General features: G+C 63.5%; 27 protein-coding genes. 12 read left to right on the top strand and 15 right to left on the bottom strand.

Annotated elements, in window-relative coordinates; genetic code table 11:
- Positions 1–172 precede the first annotated feature (172 nt).
- Together M0208_RS07585 and M0208_RS07580 are read left to right on the top strand one after the other, a co-directional pair.
- The gene (locus M0208_RS07585) at positions 173–1,075 is read left to right on the top strand and encodes a DUF2171 domain-containing protein (RefSeq protein ID WP_258891111.1); all 903 of its coding nucleotides are present in this window, start codon (positions 173–175) and stop codon (positions 1,073–1,075) included.
- A gap of 131 nt (positions 1,076–1,206) precedes the next feature.
- On the top strand, positions 1,207–2,193 hold the full coding sequence (locus M0208_RS07580) for an NADP-dependent oxidoreductase (protein WP_258891110.1): 987 nt from the start codon (positions 1,207–1,209) through the stop codon (positions 2,191–2,193).
- A 2-nt stretch (positions 2,194–2,195) separates the two neighbouring features.
- On the opposite strand, the gene M0208_RS07575 is transcribed toward M0208_RS07580, so the two are convergent.
- Positions 2,196–2,669, bottom strand: a complete 474-nt coding sequence (locus tag M0208_RS07575; RefSeq protein WP_258893190.1) for an NUDIX domain-containing protein — start codon at positions 2,667–2,669, stop codon at positions 2,196–2,198.
- Between the two features lie 7 nt (positions 2,670–2,676).
- Positions 2,677–3,582 carry a neutral zinc metallopeptidase gene (locus M0208_RS07570; protein WP_258891109.1) on the bottom strand — a complete coding sequence of 302 codons (906 nt, stop codon included), beginning with the start codon at positions 3,580–3,582 and terminating at the stop codon, positions 2,677–2,679.
- A gap of 108 nt (positions 3,583–3,690) precedes the next feature.
- On the opposite strand from M0208_RS07570, the gene M0208_RS07565 reads away from it, so the two are divergent.
- From M0208_RS07565 to M0208_RS07555, 3 genes are read left to right on the top strand one after another with little or no spacing between them, the layout of a single operon-like run.
- Positions 3,691–4,827: a patatin-like phospholipase family protein gene (locus tag M0208_RS07565; RefSeq protein ID WP_258891108.1), complete on the top strand. Its 1,137-nt coding sequence runs from the start codon at positions 3,691–3,693 to the stop codon at positions 4,825–4,827.
- A 25-nt stretch (positions 4,828–4,852) separates the two neighbouring features.
- On the top strand, positions 4,853–5,638 hold the full coding sequence (locus M0208_RS07560; protein ID WP_258891107.1) for a 3-hydroxybutyrate dehydrogenase: 786 nt from the start codon (positions 4,853–4,855) through the stop codon (positions 5,636–5,638).
- Between the two features lie 45 nt (positions 5,639–5,683).
- The gene (locus M0208_RS07555; protein WP_258891106.1) at positions 5,684–6,316 is read left to right on the top strand and encodes a DUF4893 domain-containing protein; all 633 of its coding nucleotides are present in this window, start codon (positions 5,684–5,686) and stop codon (positions 6,314–6,316) included.
- Here the strand turns inward: M0208_RS07555 and M0208_RS07550 are convergent.
- On the bottom strand, positions 6,309–6,896 hold the full coding sequence (locus M0208_RS07550; RefSeq protein WP_258891105.1) for a hypothetical protein: 588 nt from the start codon (positions 6,894–6,896) through the stop codon (positions 6,309–6,311). The two genes, M0208_RS07555 and M0208_RS07550, sit on opposite strands and share 8 nt — an antisense overlap.
- 13 nt (positions 6,897–6,909) lie before the next feature.
- Positions 6,910–7,863 carry a cation diffusion facilitator family transporter gene (locus M0208_RS07545; protein WP_258891104.1) on the bottom strand — a complete coding sequence of 318 codons (954 nt, stop codon included), beginning with the start codon at positions 7,861–7,863 and terminating at the stop codon, positions 6,910–6,912.
- A 61-nt stretch (positions 7,864–7,924) separates the two neighbouring features.
- Here M0208_RS07545 and M0208_RS07540 point away from each other — a divergent pair, with 61 nt between their 5' ends.
- Together M0208_RS07540 and M0208_RS07535 are read left to right on the top strand one after the other, a co-directional pair.
- On the top strand, positions 7,925–8,173 hold the full coding sequence (locus M0208_RS07540; protein WP_258891103.1) for an AbrB/MazE/SpoVT family DNA-binding domain-containing protein: 249 nt from the start codon (positions 7,925–7,927) through the stop codon (positions 8,171–8,173).
- A 2-nt stretch (positions 8,174–8,175) separates the two neighbouring features.
- Positions 8,176–8,559, top strand: coding sequence for a type II toxin-antitoxin system death-on-curing family toxin (locus M0208_RS07535; RefSeq protein ID WP_408988084.1), 384 nt, complete (start codon positions 8,176–8,178; stop codon positions 8,557–8,559).
- A gap of 162 nt (positions 8,560–8,721) precedes the next feature.
- Here the strand turns inward: M0208_RS07535 and M0208_RS07530 are convergent, their stop codons facing one another.
- Both M0208_RS07530 and M0208_RS07525 read right to left on the bottom strand, forming a co-directional pair.
- On the bottom strand, positions 8,722–10,317 hold the full coding sequence (locus M0208_RS07530) for an isocitrate lyase (protein WP_258891102.1): 1,596 nt from the start codon (positions 10,315–10,317) through the stop codon (positions 8,722–8,724).
- 34 nt (positions 10,318–10,351) lie between these two features.
- Positions 10,352–10,507 (bottom strand): hypothetical protein, encoded by a 156-nt coding sequence (locus M0208_RS07525; RefSeq protein WP_258891101.1) that lies wholly within the window; start codon positions 10,505–10,507, stop codon positions 10,352–10,354.
- Between the two features lie 191 nt (positions 10,508–10,698).
- Here M0208_RS07525 and M0208_RS07520 point away from each other — a divergent pair, with 191 nt between their 5' ends.
- The gene (locus M0208_RS07520; protein ID WP_258891100.1) at positions 10,699–12,099 is read left to right on the top strand and encodes a short-chain fatty acyl-CoA regulator family protein; all 1,401 of its coding nucleotides are present in this window, start codon (positions 10,699–10,701) and stop codon (positions 12,097–12,099) included.
- Here M0208_RS07520 and M0208_RS07515 read toward each other — a convergent pair.
- Both M0208_RS07515 and M0208_RS07510 read right to left on the bottom strand, forming a co-directional pair.
- A complete protein-coding gene (locus tag M0208_RS07515; protein WP_258891099.1) occupies positions 12,096–12,845 on the bottom strand; it encodes an RES family NAD+ phosphorylase in 750 nt (249 codons plus the stop codon). The genes M0208_RS07520 and M0208_RS07515 overlap by 4 nt on opposite strands.
- Positions 12,817–13,194: an MbcA/ParS/Xre antitoxin family protein gene (locus tag M0208_RS07510; RefSeq protein WP_258891098.1), complete on the bottom strand. Its 378-nt coding sequence runs from the start codon at positions 13,192–13,194 to the stop codon at positions 12,817–12,819. Before M0208_RS07510 ends, M0208_RS07515 begins: the two co-directional genes overlap by 29 nt.
- Positions 13,195–13,381: 187 nt before the next feature.
- Between M0208_RS07510 and M0208_RS07505 the strand changes: the two genes are divergently transcribed.
- The 3 genes from M0208_RS07505 to M0208_RS07495 all read left to right on the top strand — a co-directional run bounded on the left by M0208_RS07505 (position 13,382) and on the right by M0208_RS07495 (position 19,686).
- Positions 13,382–17,944, top strand: a complete 4,563-nt coding sequence (locus M0208_RS07505; protein WP_258891097.1) for a Calx-beta domain-containing protein — start codon at positions 13,382–13,384, stop codon at positions 17,942–17,944.
- Positions 17,945–18,276: 332 nt separating this feature from the next.
- Positions 18,277–18,927 (top strand): opacity protein, encoded by a 651-nt coding sequence (locus tag M0208_RS07500; RefSeq protein ID WP_258891096.1) that lies wholly within the window; start codon positions 18,277–18,279, stop codon positions 18,925–18,927.
- Positions 18,928–19,272: 345 nt separating this feature from the next.
- A complete protein-coding gene (locus tag M0208_RS07495; protein ID WP_258891095.1) occupies positions 19,273–19,686 on the top strand; it encodes a biopolymer transporter ExbD in 414 nt (137 codons plus the stop codon).
- A gap of 12 nt (positions 19,687–19,698) precedes the next feature.
- Here the strand turns inward: M0208_RS07495 and M0208_RS07490 are convergent, their stop codons facing one another.
- From M0208_RS07490 to M0208_RS07460, 7 genes are all read right to left on the bottom strand, one after another.
- A complete protein-coding gene (locus M0208_RS07490) occupies positions 19,699–20,106 on the bottom strand; it encodes a type II toxin-antitoxin system VapC family toxin (protein WP_258891094.1) in 408 nt (135 codons plus the stop codon).
- Entirely contained in the window at positions 20,103–21,188 is a 1,086-nt protein-coding gene (locus M0208_RS07485; RefSeq protein WP_258891093.1) for a hypothetical protein, read from the bottom strand. The genes M0208_RS07490 and M0208_RS07485 overlap by 4 nt, the downstream gene beginning before the upstream one ends.
- Positions 21,189–21,190: 2 nt before the next feature.
- Complete coding sequence (locus M0208_RS07480; RefSeq protein WP_258891092.1) at positions 21,191–21,910, bottom strand: MT-A70 family methyltransferase; 720 nt, start codon at positions 21,908–21,910, stop codon at positions 21,191–21,193.
- A 105-nt stretch (positions 21,911–22,015) separates the two neighbouring features.
- Positions 22,016–23,077, bottom strand: a complete 1,062-nt coding sequence (locus M0208_RS07475; protein WP_258891091.1) for a ribonucleotide-diphosphate reductase subunit beta — start codon at positions 23,075–23,077, stop codon at positions 22,016–22,018.
- Between the two features lie 25 nt (positions 23,078–23,102).
- Positions 23,103–23,618, bottom strand: a complete 516-nt coding sequence (locus tag M0208_RS07470) for a hypothetical protein (protein WP_258891090.1) — start codon at positions 23,616–23,618, stop codon at positions 23,103–23,105.
- Positions 23,594–23,794: a hypothetical protein gene (locus M0208_RS07465; RefSeq protein WP_258891089.1), complete on the bottom strand. Its 201-nt coding sequence runs from the start codon at positions 23,792–23,794 to the stop codon at positions 23,594–23,596. Before M0208_RS07465 ends, M0208_RS07470 begins: the two co-directional genes overlap by 25 nt.
- Positions 23,791–24,102: a hypothetical protein gene (locus tag M0208_RS07460; protein ID WP_258893188.1), complete on the bottom strand. Its 312-nt coding sequence runs from the start codon at positions 24,100–24,102 to the stop codon at positions 23,791–23,793. Before M0208_RS07460 ends, M0208_RS07465 begins: the two co-directional genes overlap by 4 nt.
- Positions 24,103–24,257: 155 nt before the next feature.
- On the opposite strand from M0208_RS07460, the gene M0208_RS07455 reads away from it, so the two are divergent.
- On the top strand, positions 24,258–24,500 hold the full coding sequence (locus M0208_RS07455; protein WP_258891088.1) for a DUF2171 domain-containing protein: 243 nt from the start codon (positions 24,258–24,260) through the stop codon (positions 24,498–24,500).
- Positions 24,501–24,949 lie beyond the last annotated feature (449 nt).

Here is a 24,949-nt window from a genome sequence, read left to right as displayed (position 1 = left end):
TGCAGATGCAAAACCGCCTCTGCGACCAGTCGCGCGGATGGTGCGACGAAGGTCCGATGCGGTTCCGTAACGATCGGAACCAACACGCTTTTCATTGCTTCTTTGGCGTATCGGCGAGCGGGCCGACAGAGCCTGGCACGTCGTTCGCAGCAGGAACGAAGGAGCAATGGTGATGGGTTACGAACGCTATCCGCGCGGTAACAATCCGCAGGGCGACCGCTACGACCGTGATGATTATGGCCGCGACGATCGTGGCGCGCGCTACGACCGCGAATATCGCGACCAAGGCCGCGCGCCATATGGCCAGCGCGAATATGGCAATGCCGGTTACGCGCAGCGCGATCGGTTCGGGCAGCGGGGGCGCGATGATTATCGTACCGCTTATGGTCAGCACCGCGATCGCGGCGAGCAGGATCGCTTTGCTTACGGTCAGGAACGTGGCCGCGACTACGGCCGCCAGCCGCAGGGTTATGATTACGATGAACGCGGGTTCTTTGCGCGCGCCGGAGACGAGGTGCGCTCTTGGTTTGGGGACGATGAGGCCGAACGGCGGCGTGAGGCCGATCTGCGCTATGACGATCGCGGTTACGACGCGCGTTCCGGCGCCGATCGCGATTCGGATTATCATGGCTGGCGGCGCGGGCAGATCGCGGCGCTCGACCGTGACTATGACGAATATCGCCGCGAAAACCGGTCGAAGTTCGAAAACGAATTCGCGACGTGGCGCACCACGCGTCAGGGCCAGCGCGATCAGTTGGGCAAGGTCGAGGAGCATATGGATGTCGTCGGGTCGGACGGCAGCCACGTCGGGACGGTCGATAAGGTGCGCGGTGACCGCATCCTGCTTACCAAGAGCGACGCCGACGCCGGCGGACGGCACCATTCGATTCCGTGCGGCTGGATCGCGGCGGTCGACGCCAAGGTGACGCTGGCGAAGACCGCCGATGAAGCGAAGAAGCATTGGAAGGACGAGGAGCGCAAGCAGGCGCTTTTCGGCGATCGTGACGACGGTGCCGCCGATCGTGGCGATGCGCAGGGGCGGATGCTGAACCGCAGCTTCTCCGGCACCTATTGACGGAATCGCGCCGCTTACCTCCCTCCGAGCGGGCGCGGCGAGGCCCCGGACGGCGACGTCCGGGGCCTTTGCTTTTGCGCGCGACTCGGCCATACCGCGCGCTCGAAAACCAATCCAAGGGAGAGTCGAATATGCCGCGTGCATGGAGCCTGAAGGCGCGTCCGCAGGGAATGCCGAAACATACCGACTTCGCGATCGTCGAATCGGCGTCGCAGCCGCTGGGCGACGGCGAGGTGCGGATCGCGAACAGCTGGTTGTCGGTCGACCCGTACATGCGCGGGCGGATGAACGACGTGAAAAGCTATGTCCCGCCATTCGCGCTTGGTGAGGCGATGCAGGGCGGCGCGGTCGGCGAAGTCGTGGAGAGCAACGTGCCGGACATGCCGGTTGGGACCAAGGTGCTGCACATGCTCGGCTGGCGCGACGAAGCGGTGCTTCCCGCGGCGCAGGTGCAGAAATTGCCCGATCTGGGGGCCGACGATCAGGCTTTTCTCGGGCAGCTGGGGATGCCGGGGATGACCGCGTATTTCGGGTTGCTTGAGGTTGCGGGCGCGAAGGCCGGCGACACGGTGTTTGTCTCCGCCGCCGCCGGCGCGGTCGGATCGACCGTCGTTCAGATCGCCAAGGCCAAGGGCATGACCGTGATCGGCTCCGCCGGCGGCGCGGAGAAATGCGACTGGGTGAAGTCGCTCGGCGCGGATGCGGTCGTCGATTACAAGGCGGGATCGGCCGCCAAGGGACTGATGGCGGCGGCTCCGAACGGCATCGACGTCTATTTCGACAATGTCGGCGGCGAGCATCTCGATGCGGCGCTGTTGGCGGCGAACATGCACGCACGGTTTGCGATCTGCGGAATGATCGACATCTACAACGACGGGCAGGCGCAGGAATTGCGCTATCTGGCCAAGGTGATCGGCGCGCGGCTGCGCATCCAGGGCTTCATCGTCAGCGATTTCATGGACCGTGCGGCGGAGTTCTATGCCGACATGGGCAAGATGATGGCGGCCGGGCAATTGCAGCGGCAGGAGACGGTCCATGAGGGGCTGGATGCGATGCCCGACGCGTTCATGGGATTGTTCACCGGCGGCAATACGGGGAAGATGCTGGTCAAGGTCTAAGGCTACCAGTCGCCCGCGCCGACGCTGTCTGACCGATACTCGGCGAGTCGGCGGCGGGTCGCGGGCGACGTGTCGGGCGGCGGCGCACCGATCGTGAACCATTCTACGGCGGCGATTTCGCGCGGGTCTGCGATCCGGACCGCGCGCGCCGCCGCTTCATCGAGACGGACGATATAAACCAGCACGTTATCGTCGCGGCCTTCGCCGGCTGCGTGATAGGCACCGAGGATGCGTTCAGTGCTGTAATGGTCAATCCCGAGTTCTTCCCGCAGTTCACGGGCGAGCGCGGCGGGATAGCCTTCGTCGCGATCGACCCCGCCGCCGGGGAGATACCAAAGGTCGGTGTAGGTGTGGCGGACCAGCGCGATACGGCCGTCCGGATCGACAACAATAGCGCGCACGCCCAGGGTTCGTGCGCCGGTCAATCGCAACAACCGGCGGCGCACGGGCGCGAGCACCCGGTACGCCGACGCCATCGCCACGTCAGACCGCGCCCTTCAGCGTGTCGCACACCGCGGGATCGCCGCTTTGCAGGCCGCGCTGGAGCCATTCCTGGCGCTGCGCCGATGATCCGTGGGTGAAGCTGTCGGGGACGACGCGGCCCTGCGATTCCTTTTGCAGCGTGTCGTCGCCGATCGCCTGCGCGGCGGTCATGCCTTCCTCCAGGTCGCCCGGATCGAGCCGGGTGCGGTTCTGCGCCGCCCACACGCCGGCGTAGCAATCGGCTTGCAGCTCCAGCCGGACCGACAGCGCATTGCCCTCGGCTTCGGTCGCGCGCGCCTGGGCGCGGCGGACCTGATCGGACGCGCCGGTCAGCGTCTGGATATGATGGCCGAATTCGTGCGCCATGACGTAATTCTGCGCGAAATCGCCGCTCGCGCGGAATTTGGTTTCGAGCTCGCGGAAGAACGAGGTATCGAGATAGATGCCCTGATCGGACGGGCAATAGAACGGCCCCATCGCAGATTGCGCCGCGCCGCATCCCGACTGGCCCATGCCGCTGTAGAAGACGAGTTTGGGCGCAGTGAAGCGCTGGCCCGATTTGGCGAACAGCACCTCCCACGTGTTGTCGGCTGAGCTGAACGCGTTGCACGCCGCGCGGCTCGACGCGTCGACCGCGCACGCGCTGGTCGCACCGCTGCCTTCGCCCGAGCGCTGACCGGTTTGCGTGGTGGGTGCGCCGCCGCCGCCGAACATGCTGCCGATATTGCCGAGCCCGCCGAACACCGCGAGCAGGATCAGCACGACGACGATCCCGCCGCATCCGAAGCGGCTGCCGATCATCGGCAGCAGGCCGAGCAGCAGGCCGCCCCCGCCTCCACCGCCGCCGAAGCTCTGGCCGCGCTGGTCCTCGACATTGATGTTCGGATCGAAATCGTCGAGGCGCATCGCACTGGTCCCTTTTCGTTACTCGTCCGGCATGAATGCGCGAAACGATGCGGCGGTTGCAACCTGTGTGGTTGATCGTGCGCGCCGGGCGGCGCATGGGAGCGCGCGATGGCAGATGTCGAACCGAAGGTACGCCGCCGCGCGAAGGCGATTCCACTTCCCGATCAGGTCGCATTGGTGCTGCAGGGCGGCGGCGCGCTGGGCAGTTATCAGGGCGGCGTGATCGAGGCGCTGTCCGACGCGGGAATCGAGCCGGATTGGGTCGCGGGCATCTCGATCGGCGCGATCAACGCCGCGATCGTCGCCGGAAACCCGCCCGAACGCCGCGTCGCGCGGTTGCGGGAGTTCTGGGACCAGACGACTAGCTGGCTGCCGAGCTTCCCGATCCTGCCGGACGACCGGGTGCGCGAATTCGTCCACGAATGGTCTGCAGGATTTGTCGCGCTGGCGGGCGTGCCGGGGTTCTTCGGCCCGCGTTTCGTGCCGCCGATGCTGGCGGTGCCGGGATCGTGCGAGGCGCTGAGTTTTTATGATTCGACACAGTTGAAGGGCACGCTCGATCGGCTGGTCGACTGGGATCTGGTCAACGACGGGCCGGTCAGGCTGTCGGTCGGCGCGGTCGATATCGAGAGCGGGAACTTCCGCTATTTCGACAGCGCCGACGAACGGCTCGACGCGCGGCACGTCATGGCGTCGGGCGCATTGCCGCCGGGCCTGCCGCCGGTCGAGATCGACGGACGCTGGTATTGGGATGGGGGATTGGTGTCGAACACGCCGCTGCAGCACGTGCTGGATCACCAGCGCGAGGGGATGCTGGTGTTCCAGGTCGATCTGTTCGCCGCCGCGGCCGATTTCCCGCACACGATCATGGACGTGATGGCGCGGGAAAAGGAGATCCGTTTCTCCAGCCGGACGCGGCAGGTGACCGATCAGTTGATGCGGTTGCGCACGGAACGCGAACTGGTGCGGAAGGTGCTGGCCAAGCTGCCCGACGCGTTGCGCAACGATGGCGACGTGCGCGCGCTGACCGCGATGGCGGCGGAGCAGCCAGTCAGCCTCGTCCACCTGATCTATCGCGCCAACGCCTGGGAAGGCGGATCGCGCGACTATGAATTCTCGCACCGAACGATGCGCGAACACTGGGTCGCGGGGCAGGCCGCGGTCGAGGCGACGATGGAGAATGCCGAGATCGTCGCGGAGAACGTCCTGACCGGGCGTACCGCTGCGTTCGACCTGGCGCGCTGATCTAGCACATTACGAGGAGTTGCAGATGTTCCTGAAGGGCAAGACCGCGATGGTCACCGGTTCCACCTCCGGCATCGGGCTCGCCTACGCCAAGGCGTTTGCGGCCGAGGGTGCCGCGGTCGTCATCAACGGTTTTGGCGATGCCGACGCGATCGAGCAGGAACGCGCGGCGTTGGCCGAGACGAGCGGTGCGGGCGCGCTGTACGATGCCGCCGACATGACCAAGCCCGAGGCGATCGCGGCGATGGTCGCGCGCTGCCATGCCGAACTGGGCGGGCCGGACATAATCGTCAACAATGCGGGCATCCAGCACGTCAGCCCGATCGACGAGTTCCCGATCGATAAGTGGGACGCGATTCTGGCGATCAACCTGACCAGCGCGTTTCACATGATGCGCGCCGCGATTCCGTTGATGAAGACCAAGAAATGGGGGCGGATCATATCGACCGCCTCGGCGCACAGCCTGGTCGCGAGCCCCAACAAATCGGCCTATGTCGCGGCCAAGCATGGCATCGCGGGGCTGACCAAGACGGCGGCGCTGGAGGTTGCGACCGACGGCATCACAGTCAATTGCATCTCGCCAGGTTATGTCTGGACGCCGCTGGTCGAGAACCAGATCCCCGACACGATGAAGGCGCGCGGGCTGACGCGCGAGCAGGTGATGAACGACGTGCTGTTGTCCGCGCAGCCGACCAAGCAATTCGTGACCCCCGAACAGGTCGCGGCGTTCGCGCTGTTCCTGTGCCGTGACGAAGCGGCATCGATCACCGGCGCAAACCTGAGCATGGACGGCGGCTGGACCGCGGCGTGATGCGGGTATAGCTTGGTCGCATAACAGAACGGGATCGCGGTTTTCATGAGGATGTTCTGCGCGCTGGCGCTGATCGCCGGCGGCGTCATGTCCGGATGTGGCGGCGGCGGCGATCGGCCTGCGACAGTAGCGACGGCTGCTGCGCCGCTCGACTGGCGCAAGGTTGCGACACCGGCGGATCGCGACCGGTTGCGCGACTGGCGCACCGCGTGGGTCGACGCCTTCGACCGTGCAAAGCAGGATGGCGCGGCGCAGCAGATTGCGGCGCAGGGGGCGTTGTTTGCGCCCGACCGGTCGCTGGCCGGGCCGGTGCCGCCCGCGGGCGACTATCGCTGCCGCGTGTTCAAGCTGGGGTCGAAGGGGAAGGGGCCGGATTTTGTCACCTATCCGCCGTTCGCATGCCGGGTCGACGATGAGGGCGGGGTGTCGGGGTTTCACAAGACCGGCGGGTCACAGCGGCCGGTCGGGCTGATCTTCGACGCCGACAGCGGGCGTGCGGTATTCCTGGGCACGATGGTGATCGGGGACGAGGTGCGCGCGATGGAATATGGCATGGACGCGTCGCGTGACATGGCGGGCTTCGTCGAACGGGTCGGCGCGGCGCGGTGGCGGATGGTGCTTCCCTATCCGCGCTTCGAATCGACGCTCGACGTGGTGGAGATCGTCCCGGTCAGTTGACCGCGGCGGCGACTGCAGGGGCGAGCGGCGGCAGGGTGGCGAGATATTCCTTGCCGTGGCGGTCTATTACGGTGACCTGCGTGGCGTTGGCGGCGGCGACCGCCTTCAAATAGGACCGCGGTTTCTTCATCAGCTTTGGAAAATCCAGCGTACGCAGCCCGGCGCGACGCGCGGCCTCCGCAACGAAATGGACGCAGTTGCGCGTGTTCATCCGGTAGGTCGGATCGCCCTTCACCGCATCCCATTCGTCGACCAGCGCCCGGATCGAGGTATATTGCGCGTCGGTCAGCACCAACGCGAATTGCGCGTCGCTGCCGTTCATATAGCCGGGCTTGGCGATGTCGATGCGGCCCTTCACCGGCCCCCACAGGATCGCGGGGCTGATCGACTGCGGCGTGAAGCCGTAGTTCAGGTCGACCGGCGCGCCGCCCGCGTCGGGCGTGCCGCGCAGCGTGAAGAAGGCGTGCGGGAAACTGTTGCCGAGCTCGTGGCTCCAGAAAGTGATCGTAACCGCGGCCTGTGCGGGAATGGCGACGATCAGGAACAGCAGCGCCGACAGGCTGGCAAGGATATGCGACATGCGCGCGATCATGTCACGCAGGCGGCGTCGTCTCAACCACGAGCGTCGCATTCTCGCGCTTTTCCGGACGGATGTAGATCGACACGAGCGTCGGTTCGGCGGCCTTTAGTTGCGTTTCGATCTGCTCGATCAGCGTTTCGGCATCGCCCATTGTCAAATCGTCGGCGAAATCGGCGCTGATTGCGGCGAAAACGCTTTCCGGCCCGGTGTGGATCGTGCGGACGTGGTTCACCGATGTGACGCCGGGGCTGGCGGCGACGATCGCGCGGACGCGCTCGATGACGGCGGGATCGGCGCGCTCGCCGATCAGCAGTCCCTTCGCCTCGCGCGCCAGCAGCACCGCGACGACGCCCAGCACGCCGCCGATGACGATCGAGGCGATACCGTCGATCCGGCCGTCGTCGAACTGGTGGCTCGCCCAGACGCCGATACCCGCGACGACCAGCCCGACCAGCGCCGCCGAATCCTCGAACAGCACGATGAACCCGGTCGGGTCTTTCGACCGCCGCACCGCTTGCCACCAGCTTTCAGGGCCCTTGGTGCGGGCGAAGGCGCGCATCGCGATGACCCATGACGTGCCCTCCAGCGCAAAGGCGACGGCGAGGACGATGTAGTTGATCGTCGGGTCGAACAGCGGCTCGGGTTCGACGACGTGCAGATATCCTTCGTAGATTGAGACGACCGCGCCGACCCCGAAGATCAGGATCGCGACGACGAAACTCCAGAAATAGAGTTCGCGCGCGTAGCCGAACGGGTGGATCTTGTCCGCCGGTCGCTTCGCGCGGTGCTGACCCCATAGCAGCAGAACCTGATTGAAGCTGTCGACGACCGAATGGACGCCCTCGGTCAGCATCGCCGACGATCCGGTGATCCCCGCGGCAATGAACTTGGCGACCGCGATGCCGAGATTCGCGAGCAGCGCGGCGACGATGACGATGGTGGATTCGCGCTGCGCGGGTTGGGGCATCGGTTCATCTAAGCCCTTGTGTCGCATTGAGCTAACCGCCAACTAATGTTATAACAAGTGTATGAACGCACCCTTCCTCAAACCGCCTCGCGCGCTCAAGGTCATCAAGGTCGGCAATTCGCTGGGCGTGATCCTGCCGAAGGAGGTGCTCGCCAAGCTCGGCGTCGAGATGGGCGATGCGCTCGATCTGGTCGATGAGCCAGACGGTTTTCGCGTACGGCGGCATGATGCCGTATTTGCCGAGCAGATGAAGGTTGCGCGCGAGGTGATGAAACGGCGTCGCGACGCGCTGGCCGAACTCGCCAAATAATCGTGAATTGGATTTGGGTCGAGGTGGACGTCGCACTTGCAGCGCATGACGAGCAGCTGTCCGAACATGGCGGCGCTGCCGGGCTGCGGGACCGTTCAATGCTGGAAAGCGCGATGGCGCGGCCGCAGAATCTGGTGGCGTATGGCGAGCCGGACGTGGCGGACCTTGCGGCGAGCTATGCGTTCGGGATAGCGAAGAACCATCCGTTCGTCGACGGCAACAAGCGGACCGCGCTGGTCGTCAGCGAAACCTTTCTGGCGCTGAACGGATATGCGCTGAATTGCGATGACGTGGCGATGGTCGTGACGTTCCTGTCGCTTGCGGCGGGGGAAATGACGGTCGACGAGCTTGTGGGGTGGTTCAGGGCGCACATCGTTCGCGGCTGATGGGGAAATGCCCGCCGGTGGTTTGAACCACCGGCGGGCACCTTTCCTCCCCAGGAACTTTGGCCGGTAGCGACCCGGCATAGCCGTGTCGTCGGTCGGGGCTTTCGCCCCGCCGGCCGGGCGTGATGCGGGCGTGCCGCAGCGTCTGCTGCGGCTACTGCATCACGCCGCGAACTGATTCATCGTGTTGTGCGTGCCGCCGGCCTTCAGCGCCGCCTCGCCCGCGAAATATTCCTTGTGATCGTCACCGATGTCGCTGCCTGACATGTTCTGGTGCTTCACGCAGGCGATGCCTTCGCGGATTTCCTTGCGCTGGACGCCCTTCACGTAGCCGAGCATCCCCGCGTCGCCGAAATACTCCTTCGCGAGATTGTCGGTCGACAGCGCCGCGGTGTGATAGGTCGGCAGCGTGATGAGGTGGTGGAAGATGCCCGCCCGCGCCGCCGCGTCTTTCTGGAAGGTGCGGATGCGTTCGTCGGCTTCGTCGCCGAGCACGGTGCCGTCATAGTCGACGCTCATTAACCGCGCCCGGTCATAGGCCGACACGTCCTGACCCGCCTGTTGCCATGCGTCAAACACCTGCTGGCGGAAATTCAGCGTCCAGTTGAAGCTGGGGCTGTTGTTGTACACCAGCTTGGCGTTCGGGATGACCTCGCGGATACGGTCGACCATCGACGCGATCTGTTCGATGTGCGGCTTTTCGGTTTCGATCCACAACAGGTCCGCGCCGTTCTGCAGCGAGGCGATGCAGTCCATGACGCAGCGATCCGCGCCGGTGCCTTCGCGGAACTGGAACAGGTTCGACGGCAGGCGCTTCGGCCGCAGCAATTTGCCGTCGCGGTTGAGAATCACGTCGCCGTTGCGCGCGGTCGCCGGATCGATCTCCTCGCAATCGAGATAGCTGTTGTATTGATCGCCGAGGTCGCCCGGCTCCTTGCTGACCGCGATCTGCTTGGTCAGGCCCGCGCCGAGAGAATCGGTGCGCGTGACGATGATGCCGTCCTCGACGCCCAATTCCAGGAACGCGTAGCGGCAGGCGCGGACCTTCGCGAGGAAGTCCTCGTGCGGGACGGTGACCTTGCCGTCCTGATGCCCGCATTGTTTTTCGTCGCTGACCTGGTTCTCGATCTGCAGCGCGCAGGCACCCGCCTCGATCATCTTGCGCGCCAGCAGGTACGTCGCCTCGGCATTACCGAACCCGGCGTCGATATCGGCGATGATCGGCACGACGTGGGTTTCGTGACTGTCGATCGCGTTCAGCAGGCGTTGCGCCTCGACCTCGTTCCCGGCGTCGCGCGCGGCGTCGAGTTCGCGGAACATCATGCCCAGTTCGCGCGCATCAGCCTGGCGCAGGAACGTGTAGAGCTCCTCGATCAGCGCGGGAACGCTGGTCTTTTCGTGCATCGACTGGTCCGGCAAAGGACCGAAATCGGAGCGCAGCGCGGCGACCATCCAGCCGGACAGGTACAGATAGCGACCTTTTGTCGTGCCGAAATGCTTCTTGATGCTGATCATCTTCTGCTGGCCGATGAAGCCGTGCCAGCAGCCGAGCGACTGGGTATACGCGGCCGGATCGGCGTCGTAAGCGGCCATGTCGCGGCGCATGATCGCGGCGGTGTAGCGCGCGATGTCGAGTCCGGTCTGGAAGCGGTTCTGCAACCGCATACGCGCGACGGCCTCGGCATCGATGCCGTCCCATGTGCCGTTTTGGCTCTGGATCAGCTGGCCGATCGTGGTGCTGTGGTCTTGATAGGTCATCGAAAACGCCCCCGGAAAGTCGAAAGAGGTTGGCTCAGCCGAGGCGGCCGAGGCGGTGGTACAGGTTCGAGAATTTGGCCGAACGCGGTTCGTCGGCAATTTTCTTGATGTAGTCGCCGACCGCCTCCTTCATCAGCTCGAAATCTTCGGTGGAGAAGACGGCGCGGCTGCGTTGCGGGGTCGGGTCCATGTGATTTCCTGTCGATAACAATACAGATGATGATCCTAAAGAGCGCACCGAACGCCTTGCGACAATGCGCTATTCCGTCATCATAGTGTCACAGGGTATCATCGACTGGCTCTGTCAGATGTAGCTATGTCAATTATTGACAACGCTCATCGCGCGGCGCTTTATCGGTTCGGAACCGGAGGGAGCGCGGCATGGCCGATCGCAAATTGATGGCGGGTCACGTCGTACGGCGATTGCGACGGCAGCAAGGGCTGACGCAGGCCGGCATGGCCGAAACGCTGGCGATTTCGCCGAGCTATCTCAATCTGATCGAGCGCAACCAGCGGCCTTTGACCGCCGCGTTGCTGGTGAAACTGGCCGAGACGTTCGACTTCGATCCGCGCGCGCTGGCCGCGGGGGAGCCCGGCGGCGGTGCGGCGGCGGTGCGGCGGCGGCTGGCCGATCCGTTGTTTGCCGATCTGGAGATCGACCGCAACGAGGTGGAGGAATGGCTGGCCGCCGCGCCCGGCGGGGCCGAGGCGTTCGCGCGCGCCTTCGATCGTATGTTGGCGGGTGGCGGGGCGGCGTTGGTGGCGGATGATCCGGTCGCGCCGGTGCGACGCGAGATCGAGCGCTGGCGCAATCATTTCGCCGATCTCGATGCGGCGGCGGAGACGCTGGCGGACGAACTGCGGCTGGGGGCGGGCGACCTGTACGGCGCGATCGCCGAGCGCCTGCGGGTGAAGCACAGCCTGACGATCCGCGTGCTGCCGGTGGAGGTGATGCCGGACATGCTGCGGCGATTGGACCTGCACGCGCGACAATTGCAGTTGAGCGAGTTGCTCGACCCGGCAAGCCGCACCTTCGCCGCTGCATTCCAGTTGGCGCAGATCGAAGCGCGCGGCGAGATCGAGGCGCTGGCGCTCGGTGCCGGGTTCGCCGATCGTGCGTCCGACCGGCTGTATCGCCGCCACCTGTCGAGCTATTTCGCGGCCGCGGTGATGATGCCCTATGCGCGCTTCCTGCGCGCGTGCGAGGCGACGGGGTATGACATCGAACTGCTCCAGCGGCGGTTCGGCGCAGGGTTCGAACAGGTCGCGCACCGGCTGACGACGTTGCAGCGCGTCGGGGCGCGGGGGTTGCCGTTCTTCATGATTCGCATCGACCGCGCCGGGCAATCGTCGAAGCGTTATGCGGGCGCGAGCGGCGCGGCGCTGGTGGAGGCGGACGGACGGTGTCCGTTGTGGCATCTGCACCGCGCATTCGACCGGCCGGGCAGTCTGGTGGTGCAGTTGGTCGAGATCGAGGGCGTCGGAAGCGATACGGGCGCGCGCTGGCTGACGATGGCGCGGACGGTCAACCCGCAAGGTCGGCGCTACGGCGCGGTAGCGGCGGAGTTTGCGATCGGGATCGGGGTGGCGGCGGAGCTGGCGGGGAGCGTCGCGGCTGCGCGTGGGTTCGACTTGAGCGGCGTGGTGATGCCGATCGGGCTTGGCTGCCGCGCCTGCGTCCGCCCCGATTGCCCGCAGCGCGCCGCCGCCCCCGCGGGCCGCGCACTGACCGTCAACGAACGCGAACGCCGAATGACCGCGCTGACCTTTGCAGGGGATTAGGGCGGCGAAAGTCCGAAGGTCGCGAAAGTGAAGGCGTACCGCTCGTTCGACGGGAAGGCAGCGAAGGCGGTGAGTTGCCCCGCCTCGTAGCGGAAGTGCCACGTCTGCTCGATCGTCGGGGCCGCGCTGGCGAAGACGGCGGGATCGAGCAGGGCCAGGTTCGCGCGGTGATCGGGGTCGCGCACCGATGCGTAGCGGATCGCTTGCGCTGCGATCGCCCGGGCGCAGGCCGCGAAGTCCTGACATGCGGCGTAATCGGCGGGGTCGGTCCACAGCGCGCGCTGCACGTCGAACGGCGGCGCGGTGAGATCGAGCGCGCGATCGACCGCGACAGGCACGGTGAAGGCGGAATGCTCTACGACCGTGCTGGGTGGCCGAAATCCGGGCGAGCGCGAGAAGAACAGCAGCCGCCAATACGCCGTTTCGGCTATCGCGGTGGCGATATCTTCGGCCGCGTAGAAGATACCGGGGCGTTCGGTCGCGCGGCGAAACCGTGACGGCTTCGCATGACCATAGCGAAACGGCGTCGCGAGTAGATAGTGCAGCCCGCGGGCGGCGTGCGGCATCACCGGCTTCACCTCTTCGACCAGATTTTCCAGCAGCGCCTGATCTTCGCGCGTCGCGGCGAGGCGGTTGGTCGAGATGCGGTGCTGCGCTTCGACCAGCCGCGAGACCGGCCCGGCGTAGGCACGGAAATCGGCAGCGGTCGGGACCGAGTCAGACCTGCGCGCGGTGGTCGTCGACATAGTTCGCCACCGCGTCCAGCCCGCGGATCGACCGGATCAGGTCGATCGGCCGTCCGTCGAGGTCGAGATTGGGACTGTGCAGCCATGACGTGGACGCGGCGTCGTCACTGCCCATCAGCGCATCCAGGCTGCGGAACAGGCGGATCAGATATTGCCCCAGCTCGAATGCCTTGCTCGAACGATCGAGTTCGAAACCGCCCGACCGCAACCGAGAGGCGGTTGCGGGCGAAAGTCCGAGGATCGCGCCGAGTTGCGCGTTGGTCAGTTTCCAGCAGGTGGCGACGCGCGACACCGCTGCAGTCAGCACGCGGTTTTCATCGTTTCCCTGCCATGCCTGAACCGTCGCCATCGCGTTCTCCAGAATGAAATAGATTGAATGCGATTATAGGAATGACGCGAGAGTCTGACAAGTCAGCGTCGGTGATGCAATCAGCGTGTCACACAGCCCCCCTAGGCGCAATTCGGATGATCTGGCGAGCGGCGTGGCGCTTGATTCCTGCCTTCACCTGCGCGAGCATTTTCTTCGGGGATTTCCAATGGCGGCCAATATCTTCTTCAACGAAATCCATTACGATAACGCGGGCGGCGATGTCGGCGAAGGGTTCGAGCTGGCGGGGATCGCCGGGACCGACCTGACCGGCTGGCGCGTCGTATTCTACAACGGCAGCGGCGGGGCGAGCTACGACCAGATCAATCTGTCGGGGATCATTCCCGACAGCCAAAACGGTTTCGGCACCTTGTCTTTCCTGCGCGCGGGGCTTCAGAACGGATCGCCCGACGGCATCGCGCTGGTCGACGCGGCGGGCGTGGTCGTGCAGTTCCTGTCGTATGAAGGCGTGATGACGGCGACCAACGGCCCGGCCGCGGGGCTGACCAGCACCGATATCGGCGTGATCGAGAACGGCAGCGACGCGGTCGGCTTCACGCTGCAATTGAAGGGTAGCGGGACGCAGGCGAGCGATTTCACCTGGGCCGCGCCGTCGGCTGGCAGCTTCGGGGCGGTGAATGCGGGGCAGGCGTTCGGCACGGTCGCGGCGGCCAACGGCACCCTGTCAGTGGCCGATGCTTCGGTGACCGAGGGCGATGCCGGGACGCGCGACCTGGTGTTCACCGTCAGCCGTACCGACGGCAGCGTCGGCGTGGTGTCGGCGACGTGGACGGTCGCGCTCGGCAGCGCCAGCGCCACCGATCTCGCGGCGGCTGCGGCCCTGTCGGGAACGGTCAGCTTCGCCGATGGCGCGACGACCGCCGAAATCCGCGTCCCCGTGCAGGGCGATGCGGTGTTCGAGGCCGACGAGACGCTGACCGTGACGCTCTCCGCCGCGACCGGCGGCGCGGCGCTGGGCGATGCGGTCGCGACCGGCACGATCCTGAACGACGATATCGCGCCGCCTGCTCCGATCGCGAACGTCTTCATCAACGAAATCCACTACGACAATGTGAGCGTCGATGCGGGCGAGGCGATCGAGGTTGCTGGCACTGCGGGCACCGACCTGACCGGCTGGTCGCTGGTGCTGTACAATGGCAACGGCGGCGCAGCGTACAAGACGATCGCCTTGTCGGGCACGATCGACGACGAACAGAACGGCTATGGCGCGCTGTCATTCGCGGCGGCCGACATCCAGAACGGCGCGCCCGACGGCATCGCATTGGTCGATGCGGCGGGCCGGGTGGTGCAGTTCCTGTCGTATGAGGGCGCGTTCGTCGCGACGAGCGGCGCGGCGACCGGCCTGACCAGCAATGACATCGGCGTCGCCGAAGAACCCGTTCCCGCCGCAGGTTTCTCGCTGCAACTGACGGGCAGCGGCGCGAGCGCGGCGGACTTCATCTGGACGACGGCGAGCGACGACAGTTTCGGGACGGTCAACGCCGGGCAGAGCTTCCTGTCGCCGACCGGCACCGGCGTGCTGCGGATCGCGGATGCGAGTGTGGTCGAGGACGACGCGGGGACGATCAATCTGGTGGTCACGGTGTTCCGCGCGGGCGGGTCCGCGCTGGCGGCGACGGTCGATTATGCGGTGACGCTGGACGGCACCGCCGATGCGGCGGACCTGTCGCCCGGCGCGGTGCTCAATGGCACGCTCAGCTTCGCGGCGGGTGAGACGAGCAAGCAGATCATCATTCCGGTAGCGGGTGATCTGGTCGGCGAAGGTAATGAGACGCTGACCGTGACGCTTGGCGCGACCACCGGCGACGTGGTGATCGAAGACGGTCAGGCGACCGCCACGATCGTCAACGACGATCCCGTCACGCTGTCGATCGGCGCTATTCAGGGCGCGGGCCACACGTCGGCGTTCGTGAACCAGATCGTGCTGACGACCGGCATCGTGACCGCGGTCGACAGCAACGGCTTCTACCTTCAGTCCGCGACCGGCGACGGCGATGCGGCGACTTCTGACGGCATCTTCGTCTTCACCGGGGCAGCGCCGAGCGTGCTGGCGGGCGATGCGATCGCGGTGCGCGGGACGGTCGGCGAGTTCACCGGCGGCGCGGGCGGGCTGTCGGTGACGCAGATCGGCGCGCCGACGATCACGGTCGAGAGCAGCGGCAATGCGCTGCCCGCCGCGGTGCTGATCGGGGCGGGCGGGCTGCTGCCGCCGACCGACACGATCGACGACGACGGCTTCACCAGCTTTGATCCCACCACCGACGGCATCGATTTCTGGGAATCGCTGGAGGGGATGCGCGTCACGATCGACGCGCCGCAGGTAGTGTCGAACACGACCAATTTCGGTGAGACCGACGTCGTCGCCTCGCTGGGCGTCGGCGCGACCGGCGTCAACGACCGCGGCGGAATCACGATCTCCGACGGCGACTATAACCCTGAGAAAATCCAGATCGACGACGACAGCGCGATCTTCGCGGGCTTTACGCCGGGCTATTCGATCGGCGACCAGTTGAGCAGCGTCACCGGCGTGCTCAATTACTCGTTCAATTACTACGAGGTGCTGGTGACCGAGGCGGTCACGGTGACCAAGGACGTGACGCTGGAGCGCGAGGCGACTACGCTGTCGGGCGACGCCAACAATCTGTCGATCGCGACCTACAATGTCGAGAACCTCGATCCGGGCGACAACAAGTTCGACGTTTTGGCAGGCAACATCGTCTACAGCCTCGGCGCACCCGATATCGTCGCGCTGCAGGAAATTCAGGACGCGGACGGCGCGGGGACGGGCAGCGACCTTTCGGGAACGGTCACCGCGCAGGGGCTGATCGACGCGATCTTCGCCGAATCGGGCAAGCATTACGCGTATGTCGAGGTCGCGCCGAGTGCGCCGAACACGACCGGCGGTGAGCCGGGCGGCAATATCCGTAACGGCTACCTCTACAACATCGACCGCGTTTCCTATGTCGAGGGTAGCGCCGAGCTGATCGCGGGATCGGCCTATGCCGGCAGCCGCAGTCCGCTGGTCGCGCAGTTCGGCTTTGCCGGGCAGACGATCACCGCGATCAACGTCCACTTCACCTCGCGCGGCGGCAGCGATCCGTTGTGGGGCGATACGCAGCCGCCGGCCAATGCGGGCGACGCCGCGCGCACCGCGCAGGCGGCGGGGGTGAAGGCGTATATCCAAGATCAACTCGCGACCGATCCGTCGCTGAACGTCGCGGTGCTGGGCGACTGGAACGGCTTCTATTTCGAGGATGCGCAGACCCAGCTGACCGATCCGGCCAAGGGCGGCGTGCTGACGAACCTCAACAGCCTGCTGCCCGAGGAAGAACGCTACAGTTATATGTTCGAGGGCAATGCGCAGGCGCTCGACAACATCCTGGTCACTGGCGGACTGGTCGGCGGCGCGCAGTTCGACGCGGTGCATATCAATGCACAGTTCGGGGCCGCTGGCCGCGCGACCGATCATGATCCGCAGCTTGCATTGCTGCGGCTGGGCGCGGCGCCGACCGATGTGGTCATCAGCAACGCCAGCGTCGCGGAGAATCTGGCGGCGGGCGCGGTGGTCGGAACGGTGTCGGCAACCGATACCGCGAACGACACGCTGACCTACGCTCTGATCGACGATGCGGGTGGCCTGTTCGCGATCGACGCCGCGACGGGTGTGGTCACGACGACCGGGATGCTCGATTTCGAGGCGTTGGCCGCCGCCTATGCGATCACCGCACGCGCGACCGACAGCGGCGGGCTGAGCACCGACAAGGCGTTCACGATCTTCGTGACCGACGTCAATGAGGCACCGGTCGCGCAGGGTGATCAGGTCGCGGTGAACGAGGATGCGACGACCGGCAATCTGTGGGGAACGTTGCTCGCCAACGACAGCGACCCCGACGCCGGGCAGACGCTGGCGATCAGCGCGGTCGACACGACCGGTACGCTCGGCAGCCTGCAGTTCGATCCCACGACGCAGACGCTGCGCTACGTCGCGGACAATGACGCGTTCGATGCGCTCGCGCCCGGTGCGACCGCGACCGATCGCTTCACTTACACCGTGACCGACGGGGCCGGTCTGACGAGCACCGCGACGGTCGACCTGACCGTGACCGGCGTCGCGGACGGCGTGACGAAATACGCGCCGTTGTTCGGCGGGACGGTGACCGGCACCGCGGGCGAGGATACGCTGCGCGGGCTGCTGGGCAACGACACGCTGAACGGACTGGGCGGGCATGATCTGCTGATCGGTGGCCTTGGTCGCGACAAGCTAAATGGCGGCGATGGCAACGACGTCCTGTTCGGCGATCTGGGCGACGACACCCTGTCGGGCGGCGCGGGGAAGGACGTGCTGTTCGGGGGCCTCGGCAACGATACGCTCTCGGGCGGGACCGGGGCCGACATGTTCCATTTCGGGCGGTTCGACGGCAGCGACACGATCACCGATTTCGATACGGCGCTCGATCGGATCATCCTGGACGACGGGATTTCGTTGCAGCGTACGAAGGTGCAGGACGTCAACCGCGACGGCGCGGCCGACCTGACGCTGACGTTCAGCCAGGGCACGTCGATGACGTTGCTGGGTGTGAACAACGCCGCCGCGGTCAAGTTCGCCGCGCCCGATTTCTATTCGGACCATCAGCCCGGCCTCGGCGGCCTGTTCGACACGATCGGCGATTTCCTGGGCCAGCGGCTGGCCGAGGTTCATGCCTGGCCATGAGGTAAACGAGCCGCGTTTAACGCCTGCCGCGCGCGGATGAGCGGCGGTAGGTCACGCCCTTTACGTGGCGTGTTCCGGCGATCGACGCCGCATTGATGGTCGCAATGCGGCGCTTTCCCCACGCCGCCTTATCCTCGCCACGGTTCGTTCACAGCAGTGACAGGAACCGTGACGGATCGGCAACAGCCTTGGATTTCTGCGGAAAATTGCCATGCCGCGGTGCAACAAACAGCGTGCCCTACCTATTTAGCAAGTCCCCGGACCGGCCGGACAGTCGCCACAGAACGGCCAGAGCCGCGCGGCCGGGGATGATGACAATAAAGGTAGATTTCATGCGCAAGTTCCCCCTCGTCCTCGCCGCTGCGGCGACATTCGTCGCCGCTCCCGCCTTCGCGCAGGACGCCAGCTATCCCGCGACGCCCGCCCCGGCCGAAACCTCGACCGACATGCAGACCGCATCGCCCGACACCGCGACCGCACCCGATGGCACGCGCGCGTTCGGCATCGATCCGTACGTTGGCATCATGGGCGGCTGGGAGCAGTTCGACAGCGAGCCGAACCCTGCGGGAATCGCGGGCGGCACGCGCGGCAACAAGCTGAACGGCAGCCTGGTGCAGGGCGTCGCGGGCTTCAACGTGCCGCTCGGCCCGGTGTTCGTCGGTGCGGAAGGCAATGTCGCCAAGGGCATTTCGGGCGACATCGACTGGGAATATGGTGCAGCCGGCCGGTTCGGCCTGCGCGCGGGCGAGAGCGGCCTGTTCTATGGCAAGGTCGGATATCAGTGGGTGAACTTCGCCAAGCGCGCGGACAAGACGCGTGACTTCGACGACATCACGTACGGCGTCGGTTTCGAGGTCGGTCCGAAGGACATCGGCCTGCAGGGCCTGACCGGCAACGCGGGCTTCCGCCTGCGCGGCGAAGTGTCGACCTTCGGCAGCGCGCACAGCTTCCGCCCGATGTTGGGTATCGTGACGCACTTCTGATCGGTCGCCCGATCGGGTTGCACGAGGGGCGGGGCCAGCGATGGCCTCGCCCCTTTTTTCGTGCCGCGAATATTGAGAATGTTGAGACGATAGCGCGTTTTTTGCGGCTCCGGCGGGGCAAAGGTTCCGAAGGTTCCGGGAAACGGTGTTTTCGGCCGCGCTGGAGCGGGGCGGCGGTTGGAGGGGATCGGCGCGGCGAGGGGCGGCGGTGGTCATCGGAACGACCACATCACAGGTTTTCCAACATTTCCAGTGCGGTGGTGCGGTCGCCGTCCGGACGCGGGCCGCTTGACAAGATCGCGGGGTCGTGACGGTATGTTGTCACATCACAAGGGAGAGTGAGCCATGCGCCGTTACGCCTCCACCCATGCCGCGACTTTCGACGAACCGCTGGGCAGCATCAACATCACCCCGCTGATCGACGTCCTGCTGGTGCTGCTGGTGATGATCATCCTGACCATCCCGATCATGGCGCACGAGGTGCCGATCGACCTGCCGCAGCCGGGTCCGAAGGCGGGCGTGCCGCAGGTAGTCCACCGGCTGGCGATCGCGCGCAGCGGCGCGGTGTCGCTCGACGGGCGCGCGGTGACGGGCGGAGAACTGCCGGGGTTGCTGGCGGCGGTGCGCGCGGACCGGCAATCGGTGCTGGTGATGAAGACCGACCCGGAGGCGCGCTACGAACGCTTCGTCGAAACGATCGCGGTGGTGAAGCGCGCGGGCATCACGCGGCTGGGGTTCGAGGGGGAGCGGGGGGAGTGAGGACGGGTACGTCTATTTTTGCGGCGTAATTAGCTCGACAGTGGGAAAGTAAGCGCGAACCTTCTGCGGATCTCTGGTTAACAGAGGTGCCCGCTCGGTGTCAGCTAGCGCGCCTATGAAAAAATCCGGAAGGACGTTTGTCTTTGTGCCTTTACTTTGCCGATATCGCAAATAGGCTTTTCCTGCGCGAAACAACACTTGGTTGGAGTATCCGCAGCGAACAAAGGAAAACTGGTTCAGGGCTTCATCGGCATGTTCCTCCGTATCCAGCGCAATCGAGAATTCACTATATACTGCGTCAGATACTATGACAGGGCCCGACACTCGGGCTTTCTCGATCTGCGTCAGGCTCCACGCATGGTGTTCAGAGTTCGCCTCCAAAAGATCAATCAATACGCTGGTGTCGACGTATGTTGTCATTCGCCCCTCGTCAATTTGATAAGTTCGTCGCTTGAAATCTGTGGTTTAATGCCTAGCTCATCTAGAGAGCGAAGAGCGTTCTCGGTTTGAGACTTTATATATGCCTCAATGTCAAAATCATCTAAATTCTCCGCATCGAGGAGTTCAAAACCGGCGGAATATTTAGCCAAGATCTTACATATTCTGGGTATCGCATTTCGTGCGGTCGGGTTTGTCGGATGAAATACACCTACAGTGCCAAGTTCGGTTGGTTCGTTCGGTATCAGGCCGGGAACTAGCAATCTTTCCCGATCCTGCACCGCCTCTTCGACAAACCGTGACCTTCCGCCGCACACCGCGTAAAGGCTCGTAAAGTAGCTCGTGGCAATGTCCTTCGCGATACTACGCTTTCCACCAAGAGCGCCAAAGCCGCTTCTCATCAACTCGCCCATCAAAGCAGCGTCTGCCAGTTTTCCGGTGCTGATCTGATCTGGGCGAACGGTGCGGTCGAGCGCGAGAAATAAAGCGCTCAGCCACCATCGTTCTGGCTTTGGCGAGCGATAGTCGCCGAGGCGGCCAATTTTGTATAAATAATTCAGGTTAGTTGCTAATTTTCGGGTTGTTTGACCAACGTAGCGATTATCGTCCGACACAAATCGTTCAATATCATCAGCTGAAATCCGTGTTGTGTCCCACTCAAAAGTTGGTCCAACACGGTCGGCGATATAGTGGTAAGCCCAGAGAGCTGGTCGTCCTTGAAAAGGTGTAGCACTTTTCCAGCGCCCTACATTGCTAAAATTAAACGCAAATAAGGCAAGCCTGTCAAAATGCGCACTATGACGAAAATTGAGTGCCTGAAAAACTAATTCATCGACTACGACAAAATCGACACCAGATCTTACTTCATTGTAAAGAAAGAAATTTAGAGCAATATAGTCCGGTCGGCCGTAATGACGCACGCGCTCGCGAAATTTAGCCCGCGGTACGTCGAATATGTCATCAGCGAAACCTGCCCTTATCATCTCATGCAAAACTTTAAGGCCGTGGCTTTCCGGACCCCAGCTAAAATTCTTAGTGAAGCTACCTGGGTGCCATTCCTCCATCGTTAGTCAAAGTCCGCAATTCTTCGTTCTTCAGTACTATTGTGGGCGTATGTTTTCCAAGTCGGTTCGTAATTATCATCCGCCTGATCACCCCAAACGGTCCAGTTCCGACGCGTCCCACGGCTAAACATTTCAAGCCTTGGCTTGAAGCTGCAATCTTCGATGATCTTATATTGCTCGTCTGGTTTGCGACTATGCTCGCGCTTTCGCGTTTGCATCATGTTGACCTGACTTCTACCTGGTGCAAGTGTACGAGCGTTTTTTCCTCGGACACCGAACAGCAGGATTTCGGTGACGTTACGGAAGTAAAATCCTACGCCGCGTCCGTCCGAACCTCCGTCTTTTCGCACCTTGTGCCAGACAATGTTTGAAATATAGCGAAAGCCCCATGCGTCCATTACGCGCAGTCCATCGGGCAACAATGCGTTTGGAACCCACAGATACAGGTGAGCGGGATCTGCCGCGATGTCCGCAACCGGCAACGCGCAAATTTCGTCGAGCTTCATCGTACCATAGCGATTAAGCCTTTTATGTTCGGGGGCGATTTTGCCGGTGCGGTTCTGAAACTGCCACGGCGGATCGGCCAAGATAGTCCCGAACTTCTTCTTACCCGCGGTTGCTAGGAGGTCGACGACCGGGGAGATGTGACCTTCTGGATCGAGCATTTTGTCACCTACGACCAGTTTCGACTGGGGAATACGTTCGCTTTTGGTTCTGGTCAACCGGCATGGGCAAAGCCTATGCCGTCGGTCGGCGCTGTAGCGCCGCCGTCCGGACGTGCCGCGGATTCGCTTCGATTTAGCTGCCCTAAATCGTCGCGCGGCACGTCACTCCGCCGCAACCCCAGCCCGCGAGAACATATCCCCGCCCGCATCCCCCGCATCCTCATTCGCCGCGGGCTTCCCCACCTTCGCCTTCTGGCGCTTGTCGAACGAATCCCACACGTCGTTCCACTGACCCTTGGTCGCGGCCTTCGAATATTCGGTCGCGCGTTGTTCGAAGAAATTGGCGTGCTCCACGCCGTTCAGCATCGGGGCGAGCCACGGGAGGGGGTGTTCGTCGATCATGTAGATCGGCTTCAGCCCCAGTTGGTTCAGCCGCCAGTCGGCGATGAAGCGGATGTACTTCTTGATCTCCTTGGGAGTCATGCCGTTGACCGGACCCATTTCGAACGCGAGGTCGATGAAATTGTCCTCCAGCCGGATCGTCGTCTGGCACACGTCGGCGATGTCGTCCTTCACCGCCTTGGTCAGGCACTGGCGCTCCTGGCAGAAGGTGTGGAACATCTTGATGATGCCTTCGCAGTGCAGGCTTTCGTCGCGGATCGACCAGGTGACGATCTGTCCCATGCCCTTCATCTTGTTGAAGCGCGGGAAGTTCATCAGCATCGCGAAGCTGGCGAATAGCTGAACGCCTTCGGTGAAGCCGCCGAACATGGCGAGCGTGCGGGCGATGTCCTCGTCATTGTCGACGCCGAAATTCTGCATGTAATCATGCTTTTCCTTCATCTCGGCATATTCGAGGAAGGCGCCATATTCACTTTCGGGCATCCCGATCGTGTCGAGCAGATGGCTGTAGGCGGCGATGTGGACCGTCTCCATGTTGCTGAACGCGGTCAGCATCATCTTGATCTCGGTCGGCTTGAACACGCGGCCGTATTTCTCGTGGTAGCAATCCTGCACCTCGACGTCGGCCTGGGTGAAGAAGCGGAAGATTTGCGTGAGCAGATTGCGTTCGTGGTCGCTGAGCTTCTGCGCCCAATCACGGCAATCCTCGCCCAGCGGCACCTCTTCGGGAAGCCAGTGGAGCTGCTGCTGACGCTTCCAGAATTCGAACGCCCAGGGGTATTCGAACGGCTTGTACTGCTTGGAGGCTTGGAGGAGGGACATGAGTGAAATCCAGTACAATAATGAATTACAAAAATGCAGAAACTATTGATGCATGATTTGCTGCAAGAGATATTACTCTTTCGTAAAAAGAAGCTTTATCTTGCTTCGGAGCTTGTTCAAAACTCTTTATCGCCTCTAATATATTTCCTATTTCTTTATAAGATGCGCCATTATTTTTTAGATCACTGATAAGTTTCTTGGATTCGGCGAAATCTCTAGAAAAGCCAGATCCATTTGAATTTGAGTGAAGATTCTTTATGCTAACGTTTGAATTTCCGGTAATGCTAACGCCGTCACCATAATTCTCGTCAGTAAATATGTCCTCCATGTGAATAATAGCATCACCACTTATCGAGAGACCGCTCATTGCTACATTAGAATGAGGGTATTTTGAAATAGATATACCGTTTCCCCCGGAACCAATCACGCGCAAATTCTTGAAAACAACTCTTCTCTGATTAAAGGACATTGAAAATCCCCTCAATTGATAATCACAGAACAAATGAGAAATATTCTTCAGCCGTCCGTACTCCACCGCCACATCGCGGCGGCGGAGAAGGCTAGGACGACGCCGAGCGACAGCGCCATGATGCCGACCATTCGGAAGACATAGACCTTCGCCGGACCCGCGGGCCGCGCGAGCGCTAGCAGCAGGCCCGCGCCGAGCAGGCTGAACACCGCCGCGACCGCGAACATGATCGTGATCTGCCAGCTCATCGGCGGACGGTCCGGTTGACGTACACCGTACGGGTGCTGCGTGCGCCGACGCCGAGGAACACGATGCCGACGAAATAGCCGAAATCATACCAGCCGCCGTTGTTGGGCACGGCATAGATCGCGTAATCGGGGAAGAACAGCGACAGTCCCCAGGCGACGGGGAAGATGAAGCCGTGCCACAGGCCCAGCAGGAAGCCGGGCGTGCCCGGCGTATGCGCGACCGCGCTCGACGCCTGTGTTGCGCAGGCGGTGAGGAGGAGCAACGCACCGGCGGCGCCTCCCTTCGTCGTCCCCGCGAAAGCCGGGATCCATCGCCGCCACTGCCCGCGTGCAGTGATCGCGGGTGATGGGTTCCCGCTTTCGCGGGCATGACGGACTTGACGATCGGTCACGCCGCCGCGCTCCATGCATCCAAACCGAGAGTGTGTCGTTTCATTGCCGCATCAACGCATGGAGACGCGAAATGGCCGACACGAGTGGAATCCGCGAACATATGGAAGTCATCGGCGCCGACGGCGTCCATGTCGGGACCGTCGACAAGATCGAGGGCGACCGCATCAAGCTGACGAAGAAGGACAGTGGGCAGGGTAGTCACGAAGGGCATCACCATTTCATTTCGACCGGACTGGTCGCCGAGGTAGAAGGCGACAAGGTGCGGCTGTCCGCCAACGCCGACGTCGCCGTGACGTTCGAGGAGGAAGCGTAAGAGGCCGGGACGGACGTGCGCATCAGGCATCTTCCGAGTGAAGAAACTGCGTGCGCACGACCGTGCGGCGGCCCGGGCGGGTTAGCGGCCGCACCTCATCGGCGAGACGCGGCGGCGCCGCCCGAAGGCGGCGTTATGGATGCAGGCTCCGAAGCCAGAATAGCCATGTTCACTCCCCCGAATTGAGCCCCCGAATCGATCCGTCGCGCGACGTTCCGACGCCGTTTGCGGCGTTCCGGCCGCAACAGCCGTACTCGCCGATTCTCTACGATATTACCGCGCCGTTAGCTACCTGTTTCTTGCCGCGAGACGCATTCTGGCATGGTGCGAATTTCCCACAAATTGGGTCGTACCGCGTGACGCGGCACAACATCCGGTATCTGGCGGCGATCAGCGCGCGCGACCGGCGAGGCGTGAGAATGACCTTTCACCCCCGCGCAATCGCACCC

Origin of the sequence: Sphingomonas sp. SUN019, from assembly GCF_024758705.1 — a bacterium.
Taxonomy (GTDB): domain Bacteria; phylum Pseudomonadota; class Alphaproteobacteria; order Sphingomonadales; family Sphingomonadaceae; genus Sphingomonas.
Note: the sequence above shows the minus strand (reverse complement) of the source record. Positions and strands in the feature narration are given on the sequence as shown.